The 19,000-nt window shown below is 68.3% G+C and carries 17 protein-coding genes; 8 read left to right on the top strand and 9 right to left on the bottom strand.

What is annotated here, in order from left to right; translation table 11 throughout:
* Positions 1–242: 242 nt before the first annotated feature.
* The 6 genes from dnaB to BJ970_RS09700 form a co-directional block, all read right to left on the bottom strand.
* Positions 243–2,705, bottom strand: a complete 2,463-nt coding sequence (dnaB, locus tag BJ970_RS09725) for a replicative DNA helicase (protein ID WP_312864443.1) — start codon at positions 2,703–2,705, stop codon at positions 243–245.
* A gap of 421 nt (positions 2,706–3,126) precedes the next feature.
* Positions 3,127–3,579: a 50S ribosomal protein L9 gene (gene rplI / locus BJ970_RS09720; RefSeq protein ID WP_184725965.1), complete on the bottom strand. Its 453-nt coding sequence runs from the start codon at positions 3,577–3,579 to the stop codon at positions 3,127–3,129.
* An 18-nt stretch (positions 3,580–3,597) separates the two neighbouring features.
* A complete protein-coding gene (rpsR, locus tag BJ970_RS09715; RefSeq protein WP_093151213.1) occupies positions 3,598–3,834 on the bottom strand; it encodes a 30S ribosomal protein S18 in 237 nt (78 codons plus the stop codon).
* A gap of 45 nt (positions 3,835–3,879) precedes the next feature.
* Positions 3,880–4,359 carry a single-stranded DNA-binding protein gene (locus BJ970_RS09710; protein WP_184725964.1) on the bottom strand — a complete coding sequence of 160 codons (480 nt, stop codon included), beginning with the start codon at positions 4,357–4,359 and terminating at the stop codon, positions 3,880–3,882.
* A 43-nt stretch (positions 4,360–4,402) separates the two neighbouring features.
* On the bottom strand, positions 4,403–4,750 hold the full coding sequence (gene rpsF, locus BJ970_RS09705) for a 30S ribosomal protein S6 (protein WP_184725963.1): 348 nt from the start codon (positions 4,748–4,750) through the stop codon (positions 4,403–4,405).
* A 212-nt stretch (positions 4,751–4,962) separates the two neighbouring features.
* On the bottom strand, positions 4,963–5,886 hold the full coding sequence (locus BJ970_RS09700; RefSeq protein WP_184725962.1) for a hypothetical protein: 924 nt from the start codon (positions 5,884–5,886) through the stop codon (positions 4,963–4,965).
* Between the two features lie 178 nt (positions 5,887–6,064).
* Here BJ970_RS09700 and BJ970_RS09695 point away from each other — a divergent pair, with 178 nt between their 5' ends.
* Positions 6,065–6,832: a deoxyribonuclease IV gene (locus tag BJ970_RS09695; RefSeq protein WP_184725961.1), complete on the top strand. Its 768-nt coding sequence runs from the start codon at positions 6,065–6,067 to the stop codon at positions 6,830–6,832.
* A gap of 59 nt (positions 6,833–6,891) precedes the next feature.
* Positions 6,892–8,220 (top strand): glycosyltransferase family 87 protein, encoded by a 1,329-nt coding sequence (locus BJ970_RS09690; RefSeq protein ID WP_312864442.1) that lies wholly within the window; start codon positions 6,892–6,894, stop codon positions 8,218–8,220.
* On the opposite strand, the gene BJ970_RS09685 is transcribed toward BJ970_RS09690, so the two are convergent.
* Positions 8,189–9,154, bottom strand: coding sequence for a helix-turn-helix transcriptional regulator (locus tag BJ970_RS09685; RefSeq protein WP_184725960.1), 966 nt, complete (start codon positions 9,152–9,154; stop codon positions 8,189–8,191). The two genes, BJ970_RS09690 and BJ970_RS09685, sit on opposite strands and share 32 nt — an antisense overlap.
* Before the next feature lie 84 nt (positions 9,155–9,238).
* On the opposite strand from BJ970_RS09685, the gene BJ970_RS09680 reads away from it, so the two are divergent.
* Complete coding sequence (locus BJ970_RS09680; protein WP_184725959.1) at positions 9,239–9,643, top strand: DUF3224 domain-containing protein; 405 nt, start codon at positions 9,239–9,241, stop codon at positions 9,641–9,643.
* Between the two features lie 115 nt (positions 9,644–9,758).
* Here the strand turns inward: BJ970_RS09680 and BJ970_RS09675 are convergent, their stop codons facing one another.
* A complete protein-coding gene (locus BJ970_RS09675; RefSeq protein WP_184728994.1) occupies positions 9,759–11,603 on the bottom strand; it encodes an acyl-CoA dehydrogenase in 1,845 nt (614 codons plus the stop codon).
* Positions 11,604–11,934: 331 nt separating this feature from the next.
* Between BJ970_RS09675 and BJ970_RS09670 the strand changes: the two genes are divergently transcribed.
* Complete coding sequence (locus BJ970_RS09670) at positions 11,935–12,891, top strand: ATP-binding cassette domain-containing protein (RefSeq protein WP_184725958.1); 957 nt, start codon at positions 11,935–11,937, stop codon at positions 12,889–12,891.
* A complete protein-coding gene (locus BJ970_RS09665; RefSeq protein WP_312864181.1) occupies positions 12,888–13,688 on the top strand; it encodes an ABC transporter permease in 801 nt (266 codons plus the stop codon). The genes BJ970_RS09670 and BJ970_RS09665 overlap by 4 nt, the downstream gene beginning before the upstream one ends.
* Before the next feature lie 36 nt (positions 13,689–13,724).
* Here the strand turns inward: BJ970_RS09665 and BJ970_RS09660 are convergent, their stop codons facing one another.
* On the bottom strand, positions 13,725–14,657 hold the full coding sequence (locus BJ970_RS09660; protein ID WP_184725957.1) for a nucleoside hydrolase: 933 nt from the start codon (positions 14,655–14,657) through the stop codon (positions 13,725–13,727).
* A gap of 156 nt (positions 14,658–14,813) precedes the next feature.
* On the opposite strand from BJ970_RS09660, the gene BJ970_RS09655 reads away from it, so the two are divergent.
* From BJ970_RS09655 to BJ970_RS09645, 3 genes are all read left to right on the top strand, one after another.
* On the top strand, positions 14,814–15,161 hold the full coding sequence (locus BJ970_RS09655; RefSeq protein WP_184725956.1) for a cupin domain-containing protein: 348 nt from the start codon (positions 14,814–14,816) through the stop codon (positions 15,159–15,161).
* 18 nt (positions 15,162–15,179) lie between these two features.
* The gene (locus tag BJ970_RS09650) at positions 15,180–16,550 is read left to right on the top strand and encodes an MBL fold metallo-hydrolase (RefSeq protein ID WP_184725955.1); all 1,371 of its coding nucleotides are present in this window, start codon (positions 15,180–15,182) and stop codon (positions 16,548–16,550) included.
* A 125-nt stretch (positions 16,551–16,675) separates the two neighbouring features.
* On the top strand, positions 16,676–18,976 hold the full coding sequence (locus BJ970_RS09645) for a LuxR C-terminal-related transcriptional regulator (RefSeq protein WP_184725954.1): 2,301 nt from the start codon (positions 16,676–16,678) through the stop codon (positions 18,974–18,976).
* The last annotated feature ends 24 nt before the right edge of the window (positions 18,977–19,000 follow it).

Here is a 19,000-nt window from a genome sequence, read left to right as displayed (position 1 = left end):
GCCTCCTATCACGGCGTAGGCCGAGGGCCACAGCAGCTCGCGCGAGCTCGCGGAGTGTGCCGGACGGACGTGGACGTGATCCGACCAGTCAGGCTGCCGTGAAGCTCTCGCCCCAAAGAACGGGCACTGCGGTGCTCGCGTCCACCACAGATGGCCCAATCTCACGTCGACTGCACAAGTGCAGCCCAAGTGCAGCGATCCGTGAGAAAGTGCAGCCGAAAATGAGACCCTACACAGGCGGGTTATTCCTGGGCCATGTCGACGAAGCGGCTGTAGTGCAGTTGGTGGGCGACGGTGATCGTTGCGGTTGGACCGGCGCGGTGCTTGGCCAGGATCAGGTCGGCTTCGCCCATTCGCGGATCGTCTCGCTCGAACGCATCCGGCCGGTGGATCAGGATCACCATGTCGGCATCCTGTTCGAGCGAACCACTTTCGCGCAGGTCGGATAGTTGGGGCTTCTTGTCCGTTCGCTGTTCCGGGCCTCGGTTGAGCTGGGAGATCGCGATCAGCGGGACTTCGAGCTCCTTGGCGAGCAGCTTGAGGTTTCGGGAGAACTCCGAGACCTCCTGCTGCCTGGACTCAACGCGCTTGCCGGAGGTCATCAGCTGCATGTAGTCCACGACGATCAGCTGGATGTCGTGGCGCTGCTTGAGCCGCCGGGCCTTCGCGCGGATCTCCATCATCGTCAGGTTCGGTGAGTCGTCGACGAACAGCGGCGCCTCGCTGATCTCGCTCATCCGTCGCGCCAGCCGCGTCCAGTCGTCGTCGGTCATCCGGCCACCGCGCATGTCGCCGAGCCGGATCCGGGCCTCGGCGGAGAGCATGCGCATGACGATCTCGGTGCGCCCCATTTCCAGCGAGAAGATGACGCTCGCGAGCCCGTGCTTCACCGATGCCGACCGGGCGAAGTCCAACCCGAGCGTCGAGTTGTGGGTCGGGATCATCGATCGGCTCGCCAGGTAAAGGTGGTCCGAAGAGTCCACCTCCACACACCGAACCGGCACGCTCGCCACCAGCCGCACGTCAGTGATGAAGCGAGTGCCGACCATCCGAGGTGAACGCGCGTTGCGCTCCTTGTGAACCAACTTCTTGCGGTTCAGCCGGAAAACCTCGTCCTGCGTGGTAAACGTGAGCGTGAAGGCCGTGGACGACGCTTCCGTTCGGCCACGGACCCTCTTGGTCGTCATGGTGCAGCGATAGCCGAGGCCGACGATGAGCTCGTACGTATCGCGTGCCAGTCGCTCACTCGTCACGCTGAACTGCACGGATCCGCTCGGTGCCACCGTGCCGTCGGTGTCGAGAAGACCCGCGAGAATCGCACGGCGTTGGGATTCGGAACCCCGGAGGTATTCGGCCGGGATGTGCTTGTTGCCCAGTACTCCCATCGTCCGGAGCAGGGCTTGAACAGTTCCCGGCTCATTCCGGCATGCCTGGCCCTGGCGCAGACCGCACGTCGGTTGGATCCGGTAGTAACGGTCACGCACTCGCGGAGCGTGGTAACCCTCCGCTTCCACGTACATCGCGATCTCGGGATCGGCACTCGTGAAGGCAGCCGACATCGATGTGCCATCACCCAGCCAGACGCCCAGCACATAGGGCGCGATGGGGAGATCTCGCTCCGGCAAGTCGAGCGCCCGTGCGGCGTTCACCGAGTGGTTGAGCCGTCGATCGGCCGTGTCGCAGCGCAGGGTCGCCGCGATTTCCTCGGTCGTCCGCACTTCCGCGAAGGTTCGCTGGTTGCGGTAGCCGTTGTATCCGACCGCAGCGGCTTGCGCCGACTTCCGCGATGCCCGGGTGCCGGTCAACCACTGGTGTTGGGCATCGGCAGTGATGACCGTGCCATCGGAGAACTCGACCTCGTAGCAGGGCCGGTCGTGCATAACCTCGGTTGCCGCGACGACCTTGGTCGGTTTGCCGTCCGCGCCGATCAGGTAGTCGCCGACCGCGACCTCACCCATCGTGGTCCAGCCATCCGGGGTCGGCAGCGGTGTTTCGAGCGCCAGCGCCTTGCCCACACCTGGTCGGGCCGCGACGATGATCATTTGCCCTGGGTGGAGGCCGTTGGTCAAGGCGTCCAGGTCGGTGAAGCCCGTTGGGATGCCTTGGGATTCTCCCCCTCGGGAGGCGATGGCGTCGATCTCGTCCATCGTCGGCTGGAGGAGTTCTTCGAGGGCGTGGTAGTCCTCGCTGGCCCGGCGCTCCGTCACGTCGTAGATCGCGGACTGGGCGCGGTCGACGATCTCTTCGATCGCCGCGCCCTCGGAGCCGTGGTAGCCGAGCTGCACGATCCGGGTACCCGCCTCCACCAGGCGGCGCAGGATCGCCTTCTCCGAAACGATTTCCGCGTAATAACCGGCGTTCGCGGCCGTGGGCACGGTGGCGATCAGGGTGTGTAGATACGGTGCGCCGCCGACCTTGAGCAGTTCCTGGCGGCGCTCCAGCTCGGCCGACACGGTGATCGCGTCCGCCGGTTCACCGCGCCCGTAGAGGTCGAGAACGCAGTCGTAGATCGCCTGGTGCGCGGGCCGGTAGAAGTCGTTGGGACTCAACACCTCGACGACGTCGGCGATCGCGTCCTTGCTCAGCATCATGCCGCCGAGGACCGACTGCTCCGCGGCGAGGTCCTGCGGGGGCTGCCGTTCGAAGGTGTTGTTGCCGGACCCGCCCTCGCTGGCGAAGTACGGATCCTCCCGCTCGTCGGGCACCGCCACCGGACCCGTCACCTCCTCCGGCGCCAAGACGATCACGCGTAGTGGGCGAGAGCCCGCGCGCGAAGCTAGATCGCCCGCCCGGAGCAGGCAAATCCAGCTGTGGATAAAGCTCTGGACAACCTGTGGATAGATTGAATTGAGCTGGGGATAACTTCCGCGAGCCTTCCGCACAGCTGGGGACAACCTGGGGACAAGTCGCCATGATCGAGAAGAATCCCCAGGTCAACTGCCGTGCACAGGCTGTGGAAGAAACCCGTGGAAAAGTCCCGGCGTGTCGCCGTCTTCAGCGTGTCGGGATCGGCGAGGCTTCGCTTCCGCCGTGACCATCGGTGCGTGCACCGGACGCAGCATCGCCCACCCATCACACGAATGCCGGAGTGGACGATGCTGCGTTGTGGAAACCGGTACTACCGGGTCACTGCTCGCCGGCGACCGTGACGTTGACGGCGGCCGTCACGTCCGGGTGCAGCTGCACGTCGACGACGTGCTTACCCAGCGACTTGATGTGACCGCGCAGTGCGACGGTGCGCTTGTCCAGGTTCGGGCCACCGGCCTTGCGGACCGCGGTGACGACGTCGCCGCTGGTGATCGAACCGAACAGTTTGCCCTGCGAGGACACCTTCGCGGTCAGCGTGATCGCGCCGAGGTCCTGCAGCTGCTGCTTCAACTCGCGGGCGTGCTCCAGGTTGCGCACCCGGCGGTTCTCCTGCACGCGGCGAATCGTTTCGATCTGCTTCTGCGCGCCCTTGGTGGCCACGATGGCCAGGCCCCGGGGCAGCAGGTAGTTACGCGCGTAACCGTCCTTGACCTCGACGATGTCGCCGGATTCGCCGAGACCGGTCACGTCAGCGGTGAGAATGATCTTCACGACGTGTCTCCTTCCGGGTCAGCGAGCGGTCGAGGTGTAGGGCAGCAGTGCCATCTCGCGGGCGTTCTTCACCGCGATGGCGACGTCGCGCTGGTGCTGGCTGCAGTTGCCGGTCACGCGACGGGCACGGATCTTGCCGCGGTCGGAAATGTACTTCCGCAGCAGCGTCGTGTCCTTGTAGTCGATCTGCGCCGCCTTGTCCTTGCAGAACACGCAGACCTTCTTCTTCGGCTTGCGCACGGGCGCCTTGGCCATCGGTCTTCCTCCTGAACGAAAACTTCGTAAGCGTTGCTGCGCCGTTTAGAACGGCGGCTCGTCGCTGAACCCACCACCGGAACCGGCCGGCGGGGCGGAACCCCACGGGTCGTCGGCCGGGCTGCTCGCCGGGCCCCCGCCGCTGAAGCCACTGCCGCCGCGGCTGACCTTGTTCACCTTGGCGGTGGCGTAGCGCAGGGACGGCCCGATCTCGTCGACCTCGAGCTCGACGACGGTGCGCTTCTCGCCTTCCTTCGTCTCGAAGGACCGCTGCCGCAGCCTGCCCTGCACGACGACCCGCATGCCGCGGGTCAGCGACTCGGCCACGTTCTCCGCGGCCTGCCGCCAGATGTTGCAGCGCAGGAAGAGGGCTTCGCCGTCCTTCCACTCGCCGCTCTGGCGGTCGAAGGTCCGGGGCGTGGAGGCGACCGTGAAGTTCGCGACCGCGGCACCGGACGGGGTGAAGCGCAGCTCCGGGTCGGCGGTCAGGTTTCCGACCACCGTGATTACCGTTTCACCAGCCATGACCTCGGTACTCCAGTCTGGTCGTTAGCGGGATCGGGGCCGGTCAGGCAGACGCCTTGGCGCGGGCCTTGGCGGCACGAGCGGCCTTGCGGGGCTCCACGACCTTGCGCTGCACCTTGGTCCGCAGGATCGACTCGTTGAGGTTCAGCTGCCGGTCCAGTTCCTTGATGGTGGCCGGCTCGCTGTTGAGGTCCAGGACGACGTAGATGCCCTCGGCGTTCTTCTCGATCTCGTACGAGAGCCGCCGGCGGCCCCAGACATCGACCTTCTCGACGGTGCCACCGTCGTTGCGGACAACGTTGAGGAAGTTCTCGAGGGACGGAGCGACGGTGCGCTCGTCCATGCTCGGGTCCAGGATGACCATGACTTCGTAATGACGCATGAAGACCATTCACCTCCTGTGGACTCACGGCCACGGGCTTTCCGTGGCAGGAGGGTCGTCGCGTCGACGAACTGGACAAGGCTAGCAAGCCACCCCGACAGCCCTGCCGACGGGGGCGACGCGCCGAGGCATCTGCGCAGGTCACAGCCCCGATTGTGTCGAGGCGCTGCGGCACCCCGACGCACTCACGGCAGCTGACCAGCGAAAAGGCAGCTTCCGGGTCAGTGGCGGCGAAGGACCCAGCTGCGCACGAGGGCCGCGGTGACCACGGCGAGCGCGATCGCGGCGAGCAGCACCGGGGCGGCGACTCGATCGGTCACCTGGGTGGGCAGCGCCTCGGCCTTGCCCGCGGCGCGGATCTCGTGCTGCTCCCGGGCCTTCCGGCGCTCCTCGGCCTGTCTCGCGAGGTCGTCCGGGTTCGGGCCCAGGCCGGAGCGCGCCTGCGCCCACGGCGTCGATCTGCCCGATAACTCGCCCAGGCGGGGCGGCAGGGCACCGGTCATCGCCGGAACTTCGCTGACCGTCGGGGCCGGTGCCGATGTCGTGGGCGTCGACGGCGGCGCGGTCGGGCCCGGCGACGTGGTCGGGCCAGGTTGCGGTGGGTGCGTCGGCCGGGGCTGCCCGGGCGCGGACTCGCGTGTCGTGGGCGGCGGCGGTTCTTCCTCGGGCTTTCCGGCGTTCACCGTGACGGAGTTGCCGATGCTGACCAGGTCGATGAAGCACCGGGTCACCGCGTCGACCCCGTCGGCGGGCAGGCCGATCTCGGCGAGCCGGGGCGCGGCGGCCTCGGCGATGTCCCTGCCGGAGTAGAAGGTGCGGCCTTCGCGGGCGGCGCCGAGCGGGATCGGCGCGAGCGCGGCGAACCGGTCGGCGGCGTCGCTGGCCTGACCGGTCAGCGGCATGGTCAGCAACACGGCTTGGCGGACCTTGAAGCCGAGGGTGGATGGCGCGACGAGGATCTGCTGGCCGGCCTCTGCTTGAACGACCGCCGACGGCTCGTCGACGACCAGCGGGTCGGCGGCGTAGGCGGCCCCGCCACCAAGGACGGTGCTCGCGATGATCGCGAGGCCGACGAGTCCAGCGGACGCGGTCCGGCTGAGCGCGTTCGGTTTGATCAGTGGATTGGGTTTCCCCCGTGCACCCATTGGCTTGCCTCCCACGGCAGTGCAATTGCGAAAGCCGATCAACTCTCTCAGAAGTCGATAACGTCTGGACACCGCCGTTGGGGACTGCTCGCCCGGGGGTCGACGAGGTTTCTGTGCAGGGGGATTGCGCTGTTCAGTCCCGCGAGAGGCGGCCTGCTCGGCCGCCTAGACTCTGGGTATGCGTATCGGCGCCCACGTTCGCGATGATGATCCGTTGACCGCCGCTGCCGAGCGTGGCGCGGAGGTCGTGCAGTTCTTCCTGTCGGACCCGCAGGGGTGGAAGGCACCGAAGCCGCATCCGCAGACCGAGCAGTTGCGGGCCAGCGAACTGGCGGTGTTCATCCACGCGCCGTACGTGATCAACGTGGCGTCGTTGAACAACCGGATCCGGATTCCGTCCCGCAAGGCGGTGGCGCAGCAGGCGAAGGCGGCGGCCGGGGTGGGCGCGCAGGGCCTGATCGTGCACGGTGGGCACGTGACCAAGGACGATGCGCCGGAAGAGGGCGTGTCGAACTGGCGCAAGTTGTTCGAGCGACAGGCCGTGGACGGCGGTTTCGAGGTGCCGATCTTGATCGAGAACACCGCCGGCGGAGCCAACGCGATGGCCCGCCGATTCGATGCGTTGGCGCGGTTGTGGGATGCCGTCGGCGAGTTCGGGGCGGGGTTCTGCCTGGACACCTGTCATGCGCATGCCGCGGGCGAGGAACTGCTGGACATCGTGGACCGGGTGAAGGCGATCACCGGGCGGATCGATCTGGTGCACCTCAACGATTCGCGGGACGAGTTCGGTTCGTCGCGGGACCGGCATGCCAACATCGGAGCGGGCAACATCGATCCGGACCTGCTGGTCGCGGTGTGCGCGAACGCGGGGGCGCCGGTGGTGGTCGAGACGCCGGATGAGGGGCAGGCCGACGACATCTCCTTCCTGCGCGGCAAAGTTTCGTGACTGCCGTCGGCCGTTCGCATCGCCCTTTCCGGGCATGGTCGGCGACCCGCGCGTTGACGATTTCCGGCCTGGTCGCGCTGTGTTTGTTCACCGCGCTGACGTTGGCGCTCGGCTACGCGAACAAGGCGCGTTGCACCGGCCCGCTGTTCGACGAGTGGGGACGTTCGGAGCCTGCTTACCAGCAGCGGGCCTACGGTGATGTGTGCTACTCCGACATCCAGAATCTGTGGATTGGCCGGGACATCGATCGGCATGTCTTCCCTTACGTGCACGGGGGGATCAACGCCGATGGGTCGTTGTTCGGCGGTGTGGTCGAGTATCCGGTGCTGACCGGGGTGCTGATCTGGGCGGGGGCTTTGTTCGCTCACACGGATGCGGGATTCCTGGCCGCGTCGGCGGTATTGATGGCGCCGTTCGGGTTCGCCGTCACGTGGTGGCTGGGCAGGTTGAGCGGCTGGCGGGCGTTGTTGTGGGCGCTCAGCCCTCCGTTGGTGCTTTATGCGTTCCACAACTGGGATTTGCCCGTCGTCGCGTGCGCCGTGGGTGCGGTCTTCGTGGTGCATCGGTGGCGGTCGGCGTCGCTGCGCCGTCGCGCGACGGCGGCTGCTTTGTTGTTGGGATTGGGTTTCGCGCTCAAGTTGTATCCGGCGTTTTTCGCGCTGCCGCTGGCGTTGTACGTGTTGACCGAGGGCCGGGACGGCGCTCGGCGGTTCGACGTGCGTGGCGCGTTGCAGGTCGTGGGGGTGACGGCCGGGACGGCGGTGTTGGCGAACCTGCCGTTCATGCTGGCCGGGTTCGGCGGTTGGTTGGCGTCGTTCGAATTCCAGTCCCGGCGGCAGGTGGACATCAGCACGAACTCGATCTGGTACTGGGGTTTCCGGCACTGGACCGACTCCGAGGGTTTCCAGTCGGCGATGGGCGTGGTCTCGCCGCTGCTGGTGCTCCTGTCGTTCGCGGTCGCCTGCGCGGTCGGTTGGCTGCGCTACGAGCGCACCGGGACGTATCCGTGGATCCAGGTGTCGGCGGCGATGTTGTGCGGTTTCCTGCTGCTGCACAAGGTGCATTCACCGCAATACACCTTGTGGTTGTTGCCGTTCTTCGTGCTGGTGTCGGTGCGATGGGGTTGGGTCGTGGCGTACCTGGTGGCGGACTCGGCGATGGGCATCAGCATCTTCCGCTGGCTCTACCTGAATATGGCCGGTCAGCCGAGCGGCATTTCCGACGGTTTCACCTCGCAGGCGTTGATGATCGGGGTGTGGGGCCGGGCCGCGCTGCTGGTCGGACTGTTCGTGGCATTCCTCGCCGCGCGTTCCACTGTGGACAAATTCGGCTCCGTTGCGCGAAGCGACACGAGACTCACGAGGCGTAGCGGGACGCCAGTGCGGTGACGGCTTCGGCGACCGCGGCGCGGAGTTCAGGCGGGCCCAGGACCTCGGCTCCCACGCCGAGCCGGAGCACGTCGGTGACGGCGACGGCTTGCTTTTCGACGGGCAGTTCAACCTGCACCCAGCCGTTCTCGTCCGGCGGCCCGGCTGCCGCGAGGGCCCGGCTGCCGTTCGCGCCGAACTTCGCGGGCAGCAGTTTCTGCGCCTCCGGCGAGATCCGCAGCCGGGCGGTTCCGACGTACATCGCCGCTTCCATTCGGCGGGACGACTCCGCCCAGGTGGCGGCGAGATCGAACCCGGCGGGTCGGGTGAAGGATTCCGGCGTGACCGCCACGGCCAGGAAGCGCGAGATCCGGTAGGTGCGGACGGCCGTGCCCGCCTGTGCTACCAGGTACCAGATCCCGCCCTTGAGGACGATTCCCAGCGGGCCCAGTTTCCGATGCACCTCGCCGCGCCAGCGGCGGTAGTGCGCGTGCAGCACGCGCTGTTCCCACACCGCATGGGCGATGTCGGCCAGGTGCGGGACCGGTTCGACATCCCGGAACCAACCAGGGGCGTCGAGGTGGAACCGGCCCTGGATGCGCCGGGCGCGTTCGGCCAGTTCGGCGGGCAGCGCTGCTTGCACCTTCAGCTGCGCGGTGGCCAGGACAGCGCCCAAGCCCAGGTCGTGTGCCGGACCCGGTGCGCCGGACAGGAACAGCGATCCGGCCTCGGCGTCGGTGAGGCCGGTCAGCCGGGTGCGGTAGCCGTCCATCAGGCGGTAGCCGCCTTCGGGTCCGCGATCGGCGCGAACCGGTACGCCGGCGGACCCGAGGGCCTCGATGTCCCGGTAGATCGTGCGGACCGACACCTCCAGTTCCGCGGCTAGCTCGGTCGCGGTCATCCGGCCGCGGTTCTGGAGCAGCAGGAGGACGGCGAGCAGCCGGTCGGCGCGCATGGCACGGATTCTGCCCGCCGTACCTGACGGGAGGTGTCAGGTACGGCGATCAGGCTTGTCTAGAGACCGATCGAAAGGGTGCCCATGACCAAGCAGACCACCGGGAGCTTCGCCGTCTCGCGCTGGGAGGAGAGCGCCGTAGGCAACCCCGAGCTGCATCCGAAGCTCGCCCACGCCGCGGTCACCAACGACTTTTCCGGCGGCATCGAGGCGGCCGGCGCGAGCTGCGAATACACCATCGCTTACGTCACGGAGGCGACCGGCCGCTTCACCGGCATGCAGCTGCTCAGCGGGACTCTCGCCGGGCGCAAGGGAACATTCATCTTCCAGGAACGGGGCTGGTTCGGCGACGACGGCGTGATCCACAGCGACTTCGAGGTGCTGCCGGGGTCGGGCACCGACGAGCTGGCCGGACTCCGCGGCACCGGTCACTACACCGCGGAACCCGGCAAACAGGTGGCCTACACCTTCGACTACGACCTGGACTGACGGTGCGCACGCGGGCAAGAGCCGACTCCGCTCACGAAGTACGGCTGCGGGGGCCGTGGATCTGCTGGTCACCATCCAACGGACTCACGGCCCCGTTACCGACGGAAACAGCGCCTCAGAAAACGGATTCGTCCAGCTCCATCAGGGAATTGTCGGCCGCCTCGATGATCTTTCGGCGGCCGGTGAGCTCCGGCAGCACGTTCTTCGCGAAGAACCGGGCCACCGCCAGCTTGCCCTGGTAGAACGGCTGGTCCTTGGCGGACGCGCCGGCGTCGAGCGCGGCGAGGGCGATCTCGGCCTGCCGCAGCAGCAGCCAGCCGACGAGCAGGTCGCCCATGCTCAGCAGGAACGAGACCGCGTGCTGGCCCACCTTGTAGATGTTCTTGACGTCCTCTTGCGACGAGGTCAGGAACTCGATCAGCGTGCCGAGCATGCCCTGGGCGTCCTGCAACGCCCGGGCCACCAACGCGCGCTCCTCCTTTAGCCGCTCGTCGGCACCCTCCGCCTCCAGCGCCGCCTGGATCTCGGCGGCGACATGGCCGATGGCGGCGCAGTTGTTGCGGACGATCTTGCGGAAGAAGAAGTCCTGCGCCTGGATCGCGGTGGTGCCCTCGTACAGGCTGTCGATCTTGGCGTCCCGGATGTACTGCTCGATCGGATAATCCTGCAGGTAGCCGGAGCCGCCCAGGGTCTGCAGCGACAGGGTCAGCATCTCGTAGGCCCGTTCCGAGCCGACGCCCTTGACGATCGGCAGCAGCAGGTCGTTGACCTGTTCGGCGGTGCTGGCGTCGGTGCCATCGTGCCTGCTCTGCGCCACCTGATCCTGGAAGCTCGCGGTGTAGAGGTAGACCGCGCGCAGACCTTCGGCGTAGGCCTTCTGCAGCATCAGGATGCGGCGCACATCGGGGTGGTTGGTGATGGTTACGCGCCGCGCGCTCTTGTCGGCGGCTTCGGTCAGGTCGGCGCCCTGCACCCGTTGCTTGGCGTAGTCCAGCGCGTTGAGGTAGCCGGTGGACAGGGTGCCGATGGCCTTGGTGCCGACCATCATCCGGGCGTGCTCGATGACCTGGAACATCTGCGCGATGCCGTCGTGCACCTCGCCGAGCAGCCAGCCCTTGGCCGGGGTGCCGTGCTGGCCGAAGGTCACCTCGCAGGTGGCCGAGGCGTTCAGGCCCATCTTGTGCTCGACGTTGGTGACGAAGGCGCCGTTGCGCTCACCGAGCTCGCCGGTCTCGGTGTCGAAGCGGAACTTCGGCACCAGGAACAGGCTCAGGCCCTTGGTGCCGGGCTTCGCCGCCACGCCCGGCTCCTCGGGGCGGGCCAGCACGAGGTGCATGATGTTCTCTGTCATGTCCTGGTCCGCGGAGGTGATAAACCGCTTGACGCCTTCCAGGTGCCAGGAGCCGTCTTCCTGCTTGACGGCCTTGGTGCGGCCGGCCCCGACATCGGAGCCCGCGTCCGGCTCGGTGAGCACCATCGTGGCGCCCCACCCGCGCTCAATCATCAGCTTGGCCCAGTGGCGCTGCTCCTCGGTGCCGGTGCTCCACAGGATGGTCGCGAAACTCGGGCCCGCCATGTACATGTAGATCGCCGGGTTCGCGCCGAGCATGAGTTCGGCGGCCGACCAGATGACGCTGGGCGGGGTGCCGTACCCGCCGAGTTCGTCGGGCAGGCTCAGCCGCCACCACTCGCCGTCCACTACCTGCTGGTAGGACTTCTTGACTGCCTCGGGCAGGGTCACGGAGTGCGTCGCCGGGTCGAACTGGGCGGGGCTACGGTCGCCCGCGACGAAGGACTCGGCCAGCGGGCCGGTAGCCAGCTCGTTGAGCTCGGTGAGCACGCCGCGCACGGTGTCCTCGTCGGACTGCTCGAAGGCGCCCTTGCCCAGCCGGTCCTGCACCCTGAAGACCTCGAACAGGTTGAACTCGAGGTCGCGGACGTTGCTCTTGTAGTGGCCCATCAAAGGCTCCCTCTTGCGCGCTGCTGCGGGCGGGCCCGGCTCGGCCCTTACTCGTCGGTAACAAGAGGATATTACCTGACGGTAACTTCTGCCAAGACCATTCTTCCCCAAGCCGTCGTCGGCATCGATCACGACCAGGGGATTCCCCGCGAAAATCGGCTCCCGGCGCCAGCCTCCCGCCAGGCAAGTGCGACCACGCGCCGATTCCGGGTTCATCCGAACGGCTGCGCCTCGGTTGCCCGGGTGGCTGCCGAAAATCGGCGGCGGTTTGTCGGGGCGGACTCATACAGTGACGCTGACATTCCCGGCAATACCCCTAACGGAGGACCCGATGACCGCCGTGCGCGCGGAAGCATTGGTGAAAACCTTCGGATCGAACCGCGCGCTCGACGGCGTGGACCTGGAGATCCCGACCGGCCAGGTCCTCGGTCTGCTCGGCCCCAACGGGGCGGGTAAGACCACGACCGTGCGGATCCTGACCACACTGCTCAAACCCGACTCCGGACGAGCCTTCGTGGCCGGCCACGACGTGCTCGCCGAGCCGCAGGCGGTGCGCCGCTCGATCGGCCTGTCCGGGCAGTACGCGGCCGTCGACGAGAACCTCACCGGCTACGAGAACCTCTACATGGTCGGCCGGCTGTATGGCATGTCCCGGGCGGACGCGACCGCACGAGCGCGCCAATTGCTGGACCGGTTCCGCCTGCAGGAAGCCGCCGACCGGCCGTCGAAGGGCTACTCCGGCGGCATGCGGCGACGGCTGGACCTGGCCGGCGCACTGGTCGCCGCGCCCGCCGTCGTGGTGCTCGACGAGCCCACCACCGGGCTGGACCCGCGTGGCCGGATGGACACCTGGCAGGTCATCGGTGAACTCGTCGCCGACGGCACCACCGTGCTGCTGACCACCCAATACCTGGAAGAAGCCGACCAGCTGGCCAACAGCATCGCGGTGATCGACCGCGGCCGGGTGATCGCCAGCGGCACCGCCGACCAGCTCAAGACCCAGGTCGGCGGAGAGCGCCTCGAACTGATCGTGCAGGACGCCGCGGACCTGCCGGTGGTGACGCGGGTGCTCGCCGAGGTCGGCGCCGGGCCGCCGGAGGTCGAGGAGCAGTTGCGGAAGGCGTTTGTCGCCGTGGACGCCGGGCCGAAGGCGCTCATCGAGGCGCTGCGCCGGTTGGACTCCGAAGACGTCGCGGTGCACGACGTCGCATTACACCGGCCCACCCTGGACGACGTGTTCCTGGGTTTGACCGGTCGGCGCACCGAAGAGCAGGAGGGGCAGTCGTGACCGCACTCGCCGGCAGCATGCGCGACAGCAGTGTCGTCGCGTGGCGAAACCTGATGAACATCAAGCGAAACCCGGACATGCTGCTGTCCAGCACCGCGCAGCCGATCATGTTCGTGCTGCTGTTCGCCTACGTCTTCGGCGGCAGCCTCGGCGGCGAGGCGTACCGGGAGTTCCTGATCGGCGGGATCTTCGTGCAGACCGTCGCGTTCAACAGCGCGTTCACCGTCATCGGGCTGGCCAACGACCTGAAAAAGGGGATCGTGGACCGGTTCCGCTCGCTGCCGATGTCGCGGGTCGCGGTGCTGCTCGGCCGCACCTGCTCGGACCTCGTGGTGAGCGTGCTGACGGTGGTGATCATGTCGCTGTGCGGGCTGGTGGTGGGCTGGCGGATCCGTGGCAGCCTGTTCGAAGCGCTGCTCGCGTTCGCCATCCTGCTGCTGTTCTCGTTCGCGATGTCCTGGGTCGGCGCCTTCATCGGGCTGATCTCGCGCAGCGTCGAGGTGGCGCAGAGCGCCGGGCTGCTCTGGCTGTTCCCGGTCACCTTCATCTCGTCGGCGTTCGTGCCCGCGGAATCGATGCCGGGGCCGTTGCGCGCCTTCGCGGAGTGGAACCCGATCACCGTCACCGCCGACGCGCTACGCCAGCTCTACGGCAACCCGCTGCGGGTGACCGGGCCGGTACCGGACAGCTGGCCGGCGCAGCACGCGGTGCTGTACTCGGTGGTGTCCGCGCTGGTCATCCTGGCGATCTTCATGCCGCTCGCGGTCGCCCGCTACCGCCGCGTCGCCAGCCGCTGAGCCCGTGGTCGTGGCCGCCCCGGCGGCCACGACCGCTCACGGCCCGAGCAGGCCGCTGAGGAACTCCGCGACGAGGCGGTCCCGGTCGATTTCGGTTGCCACGTCGATCAGCGGGCCGTCGCGCCCGGAAAACTCGCGGCGGTCGACGACGAGCATGCCGCGAGTCTGAGCGCCCCGGAGTTCCACCTGGACCGGCACCTTTTTGTAGCGCGCCAGGTCGGGGCGCACCGCGAGCACGGCGGCGCTCGGGTCGTGCAGCGGGCAGCCGGGCCGGTCATGCCTGCCCCGGTAGAACGTCAGGTAGTGCCGGAGGATCGAGTGCGCGAACTCGGCGACGCGCCCGGGGGCCGAGGCGATTCGGTCCACATCGGACTGATCGAGCCAGGTGTGCATCGTGACGTCCAGTCCGACCAGGGTCAGCGACCAGCCGGCGCCGAACACCAGCGCGGCGGCCTCCGGGTCGTGCCAGATATTCGCCTCGGCCAGCGGGCTGATGTTCCCGGGCTCCCGCGTCGTGCCGCCCATGACGACCACGTTGCGCACCAACTCCGGCAGCCGGGGTTCGAGCAGCAGCGCCACCGCCAGGTTCGTCAGCGGTCCGGTGGCCACCACGGTGCACTCACCGGGACGCTCCCGCACGATTCGCACCAGCTGCTCGGCGGCCGACACCGGCTCCCGTCGCAGCTCGGGCACCGCGTGCGCCTGCCCACCGAGGCCGTCCTCGCCGTGCACGAGCGCGGAAACCTCCAGCGGCTGAGCCAGCGGTCGCAGCGCACCAACCGCCACCGGAATGTCGCGCCGGCCGGCGATGTCGAGCACCTGCAGGGCGTTGGCCGCGGCGGCATCGGCCCGCGCGTTGCCGTGCACCGTGCCGACCGCGAGGAGTTCGACGTCCGCCCGGCCGGCGAGGAACAGCGTCGCGAGCGCGTCGTCGATCCCATAATCGCCATCGAAGATGACCTTGACCATTCGCTGCCTCGTTTCCTGCGGCGGCGATTTCGATGGAAATCAACACCCTCCCTGATTTCCAGTGAAATCGCTTCCGGTCGGTCACGGGTCGTCGCGCTGCCCGACCGTACCGCTGGCGGGAGAATCGAACCGCAACGGCGGAAAAAGGGGGACCTGATGAGTGACACCACGATCATCAAGGTGGACAGCGCGCACTCGCCGCGCGGCTCCCTCGGCCAGTACTACCTCGCCGAAGGCTTGGGCCTGGCGATGCGGCTGTGGCGGGAGGAACCGCCGGGCGTGGACAAGCCGTCGGCGGCGCGGAACTACGAGACCGCCGGGTACGTGATCAGTGGCCGCGCGGAGCTGCACAGCGAAGGCCAGACGGTGCTGCTCGAACCCGGTGACTCCTGGGTTATCCCCAAGGGCGCCGAGCACCACTACAAGATCCTCGAGACTTTCACCGCCGTCGAGGCCACGCACCCACCGGCCCAGGTCCACGGCCGCGACGAAAAGCCCACCTGACCTGCGGCCGGGCCTGTCATGGTGGCGGTCGAAGTCGTCGAGACGGCGTCGCTGGGCGATCGCAGCTACCTGGTCACCGACGGCGCGGTGGCGGCCGTGGTGGACCCGCAGCGCGACATCGACCGGATGCTCGCCCTCGCCGGTCGCCACGACGTCCGGATCACCCATGTGCTGGAGACGCACATCCACAACGACTACCTCTCCGGCGGCCTGGAGCTGTGCCGGCTGACCGGCGCGGAGTACGGCGTGGCCGCGTCGGACGTCGTGTCGTTCGCGCGCCGCCCGCTGGTCGAAGGCGACGTGGTGGTGATGTCGCAACGGCTGCGACTGCGCACGCTGGCCACCCCCGGCCACACCTTCCACCACCTGTCCTACGTGGTCGAAGACACCGATGGCGCGGTCGGGGTGTTCACCGGCGGGTCGCTGCTGTTCGGCTCGACCGGGCGCACCGACCTGCTCGGCCAGCAGCACAGCGAGGAACTCGCCCGGCAGCAGCACGCATCGGTCCGCAAGCTCGCCGACGTGCTGCCGGACGACGCGCAGATCTGGCCGACGCACGGCTTCGGCAACTTCTGCTCGGCCACCGAGGTGTCCGGCTCCTCCGCGACCGTCGGCCAGCAGAAGAAGGTCAACGCCGTCTTCCGGCTGGGCGAGGACGAGTTCGTCGAACACACCCTCTCCGCACTGGATGCCGTGCCCGCCTACTACGCGCAGATGGCACCGCGGAACATGGCCGGACCGGAGCAGGTTGACCTGCGGGCCCCGGCCAGGGTTCGGCCGGCGGAGCTCGCGCGTCGGTTGCGCCTCGGCGACTGGGTGGTGGACCTGCGATCCCGCCGGGCGTTCGCGCACGCGCACCTGGCGGGCACGATCAGCCTCGGCCTGGACGGTCCGCTGGCCACCTGGCTCGGCTGGCTGGCCGACCGGGGAGCGCCGCTGACCCTGATCGGCGAGACACCGGAGCAGGTCGCGGCGGCCCAGCGCGAGCTGGTGCGCATCGGCGTCGACCGGCCCACCGCGGCGGTGGGTCGTCCGCGAGAACTCGCCGTGGACGCGAGCCTGGTGCGCAGCATGCCGTCCGCGACGTTCGGCGATCTCGCCGAATCCGGTCCGGGAAGCGTCGTGCTGGACGTGCGGATGCGCCGCGAGTGGCGGGCCTGCCATCTCAAGAACGCCGTGCACATCCCGCTTTTCGAACTGCGGTACCGGTCTCACGAACTCGCCGACGGGGTTGTGTGGGTACATTGCAGCGCCGGATACCGCGCCGCAGCAGCGGCCTCGCTGCTCGCGCGCGAGGGCCGCGAGGTCGTGTTCATCGACGATGAGTTCGCCGCGGCGCACGAGGCCGGACTGCCGTTGGTGTCCGATCGCTCACCGCCCGGCAGGTGAGCGACGTCCGGCCGGGCGGAAGTACTGTCGGACGGCCAGCGGCATGCGCTGACATGCTCGAACGCGCGAGTGCGGGCATACACTCGGGAACGACAAGGTGATCGGTGAGTGCGGGCGGTCGTGCGATGACAACCCGACGGGTGGGCAAACTCCCCGACGACCTGACGAGTTTCGTTGGCCGCCGAGGGGCTATTACGCAGATCAAACGGATGCTCGCGGCCTCCCGACTGGTGACTCTGACCGGCGTGGCCGGGGTCGGCAAGTCTCGGTTGGCCACCCGCGTCGCACGCGATCTGCGCCGCGTCTTCCCAGACGGCGTCTGGCTGGTGGAGCTGGCCAGGGTCCGTCCCCGGGACGAGCTTGCCCGCGTGCTGCTGACCAGCCTCGGAATCGACGAGCCAACCGCGGCGTCGCCGAGGAAAGCCCTCGCCGAGCAGCTCGCGGACAAGCGACTGCTGCTCCTGCTCGACGGCTGCGAGCACCTGCTGGACGAATGCGGGCCGCTGGTCAGCGACCTGCTCGCGGCCGCACCCGAGGTGCGCATCCTGGCCACCTCGCGGGCGCCGCTGGCGATCGCGGCCGAACAGGTGTGGCCGGTGCCTCCGATGGTCATGCCCCGGCTCGACCCGCAAGGCCACGTGGTGCAGAAAGCCACCGGCTATGAGGCGCTGGAGCTGTTCGCCGATCGCGCCTCGGCGGTGCTGCCGGGGTTCACCGTCAACCGGGCCAATGAGGCGCTGGTAGTCCGGGTGTGCCAGCAGTTGGACGGCTTGCCGCTGGCCATCGAGCTGGCAGCGGTGTGGATGCGGTCGCTTTCGGTGGAAGAGATCCTGGACCGGCTCACCGACCGTTACCGGCTACTGACCCTGGGCGATCGCAGCGCCGTGCCGCACCACCGCACGTTGCGGGCGGCTATCGAGTGGAGCTTCGACCTGTGCTCGCCGACCGAGCAGGCCCTGTGGACGCGACTGTCGGTGTTCGCCGGAAGCTTCGAGCTGGACGCCGCAGAGGCGGTCTGCGTCGGTGACGGGGTGGCCGCCGAGGACATCTTCGTCGGGGTCTCGGGCCTAGTGGAGAAGTCCGTGCTGTTCAAGGAGGACCTGCCCGACACCCGCACCCGCTACCGGCTGCTGAAGACGATCCAGGAGTACGGGCGGATGCGGCTCGGCGGCGGCACGAAAGAACTGGCGCTGCGGCGCCGACACCGCGACTACTTCCTGCTGCTCGCCGAGCACGTCGACGCGGAATGGGTCGGCCCGAACCAGGTCGAGTGGCTGAGCCGGCTCCAGCAGGACCGCCCAAACCTGCGAGCCGCCCTGGACTTCTGCCTCACCGAACCCGGGGAAGGGCACGAGGGCCTGCGAATGGCCGCCGCGCTGCGGTTCTTCTGGGTGGCCGGCCGATGGCTGCGGGAGGGCCGGTACTGGCTGGACGAAGCGCTCCAGGTGGCGCCGGAGCCCGGGCAGCAGCGGGCGCGTGCGCTGGTGGTCGACGGCCTGGTCAGCGGCGTACAAGGGGACACCGATACGGCCTATCTGCTACTGGCCGAGGCGCAGGACGTGGCGCGGCAGGTCGGGGCAGACGCGGTGGTGAGGCTGGCCGCCTACACCGCCGGGACCATCGAGCTGTTGCGCAACGAGCACCGGTCTGCGGCGGCCCGGTTCGCCGAAGCGCTGCGGCGCGAAGAAATGCTGCGGCACGACGGGGTCGCGCTGATGAGTCTGCCGAGCGTGGCGTTGTTGGCGATCTTCCAGGGCGACTACGAACGGGCCGTCGAAGTGTGCGAGCAGTGCCGGGAGATCTGCGAGGAGCACGGCGAGCTGTGGGGGCGCGCCTGGGCCGAGATGGTGCTAGGACTCGCTCGCTGGCGGCTAGGCGAATTCCCCGAGGCGCTAGTGCACCTGCGCGAATCCGTCCGGATCAAGCACCTGTTCAACGACCGCACCGGGATCTTGATGGCGATCGAGATGGAGGCGTGGATCGCCGCCGCCCAAGGGCGCGCGGCCCGGGCCGCCCGGCTGAGCACGGCGGTCGCGCACCTGTGGAAACCGCAGGGTGGCTACCTGTTCGGCATCGAGCGCTACCTCGAATGGCACGCGGAAGCCGACCTGCGCATCCGCAACGCCTTGTCGGCGGCGGAACTCCGCGCGGCGCGGTTCCGGGGTACCGAGGACACACTGGACGAACTGATCCGGTTCACGCTCGGGGAGACGCCGCCGATGGCGTCGGCGGACGCGCCGATCAGGCTGACCCCGCGCGAGCGGGAAGTGGCGCACCTGGTCGCGCAGGGCATGTCGAACCGGCAGATCGCCGAGCAGCTGGTGATCTCGAAGCGGACCTCGGACAGTCACATCGAGCACATCCTGGCCAAGCTCGGCGCCACCTCCCGCGCGCAGATCGCGGTGTGGGTTGCCGAACAGCCCTGATCGCGAGTGCGTTGCCGGAGCGGC

The organism is Saccharopolyspora phatthalungensis (assembly GCF_014203395.1).
Classification (GTDB): domain Bacteria; phylum Actinomycetota; class Actinomycetes; order Mycobacteriales; family Pseudonocardiaceae; genus Saccharopolyspora; species Saccharopolyspora phatthalungensis.
Note: the sequence above shows the minus strand (reverse complement) of the source record. Positions and strands in the feature narration are given on the sequence as shown.

Bases quoted from the DNA above. Each gene is read 5' to 3' on its own strand.
- rpsR (WP_093151213.1), bottom strand. From the start codon at position 3,834: ATGGCCAAGGCGCCCGTGCGCAAGCCGAAGAAGAAGGTCTGCGTGTTC.
- BJ970_RS09710 (WP_184725964.1), bottom strand. From the start codon at position 4,359: ATGGCTGGTGAAACGGTAATCACGGTGGTCGGAAACCTGACCGCCGAC.
- rpsF (WP_184725963.1), bottom strand. From the start codon at position 4,750: ATGGTCTTCATGCGTCATTACGAAGTCATGGTCATCCTGGACCCGAGC.
- BJ970_RS09700 (WP_184725962.1), bottom strand. From the start codon at position 5,886: ATGGGTGCACGGGGGAAACCCAATCCACTGATCAAACCGAACGCGCTC.
- BJ970_RS09695 (WP_184725961.1), top strand. From the start codon at position 6,065: ATGCGTATCGGCGCCCACGTTCGCGATGATGATCCGTTGACCGCCGCT.
- BJ970_RS09685 (WP_184725960.1), bottom strand. From the start codon at position 9,154: ATGCGCGCCGACCGGCTGCTCGCCGTCCTCCTGCTGCTCCAGAACCGC.
- BJ970_RS09680 (WP_184725959.1), top strand. From the start codon at position 9,239: ATGACCAAGCAGACCACCGGGAGCTTCGCCGTCTCGCGCTGGGAGGAG.
- BJ970_RS09675 (WP_184728994.1), bottom strand. From the start codon at position 11,603: ATGGGCCACTACAAGAGCAACGTCCGCGACCTCGAGTTCAACCTGTTC.
- BJ970_RS09670 (WP_184725958.1), top strand. From the start codon at position 11,935: ATGACCGCCGTGCGCGCGGAAGCATTGGTGAAAACCTTCGGATCGAAC.
- BJ970_RS09660 (WP_184725957.1), bottom strand. From the start codon at position 14,657: ATGGTCAAGGTCATCTTCGATGGCGATTATGGGATCGACGACGCGCTC.
- BJ970_RS09655 (WP_184725956.1), top strand. From the start codon at position 14,814: ATGAGTGACACCACGATCATCAAGGTGGACAGCGCGCACTCGCCGCGC.
- BJ970_RS09650 (WP_184725955.1), top strand. From the start codon at position 15,180: ATGGTGGCGGTCGAAGTCGTCGAGACGGCGTCGCTGGGCGATCGCAGC.
- BJ970_RS09645 (WP_184725954.1), top strand. From the start codon at position 16,676: ATGACAACCCGACGGGTGGGCAAACTCCCCGACGACCTGACGAGTTTC.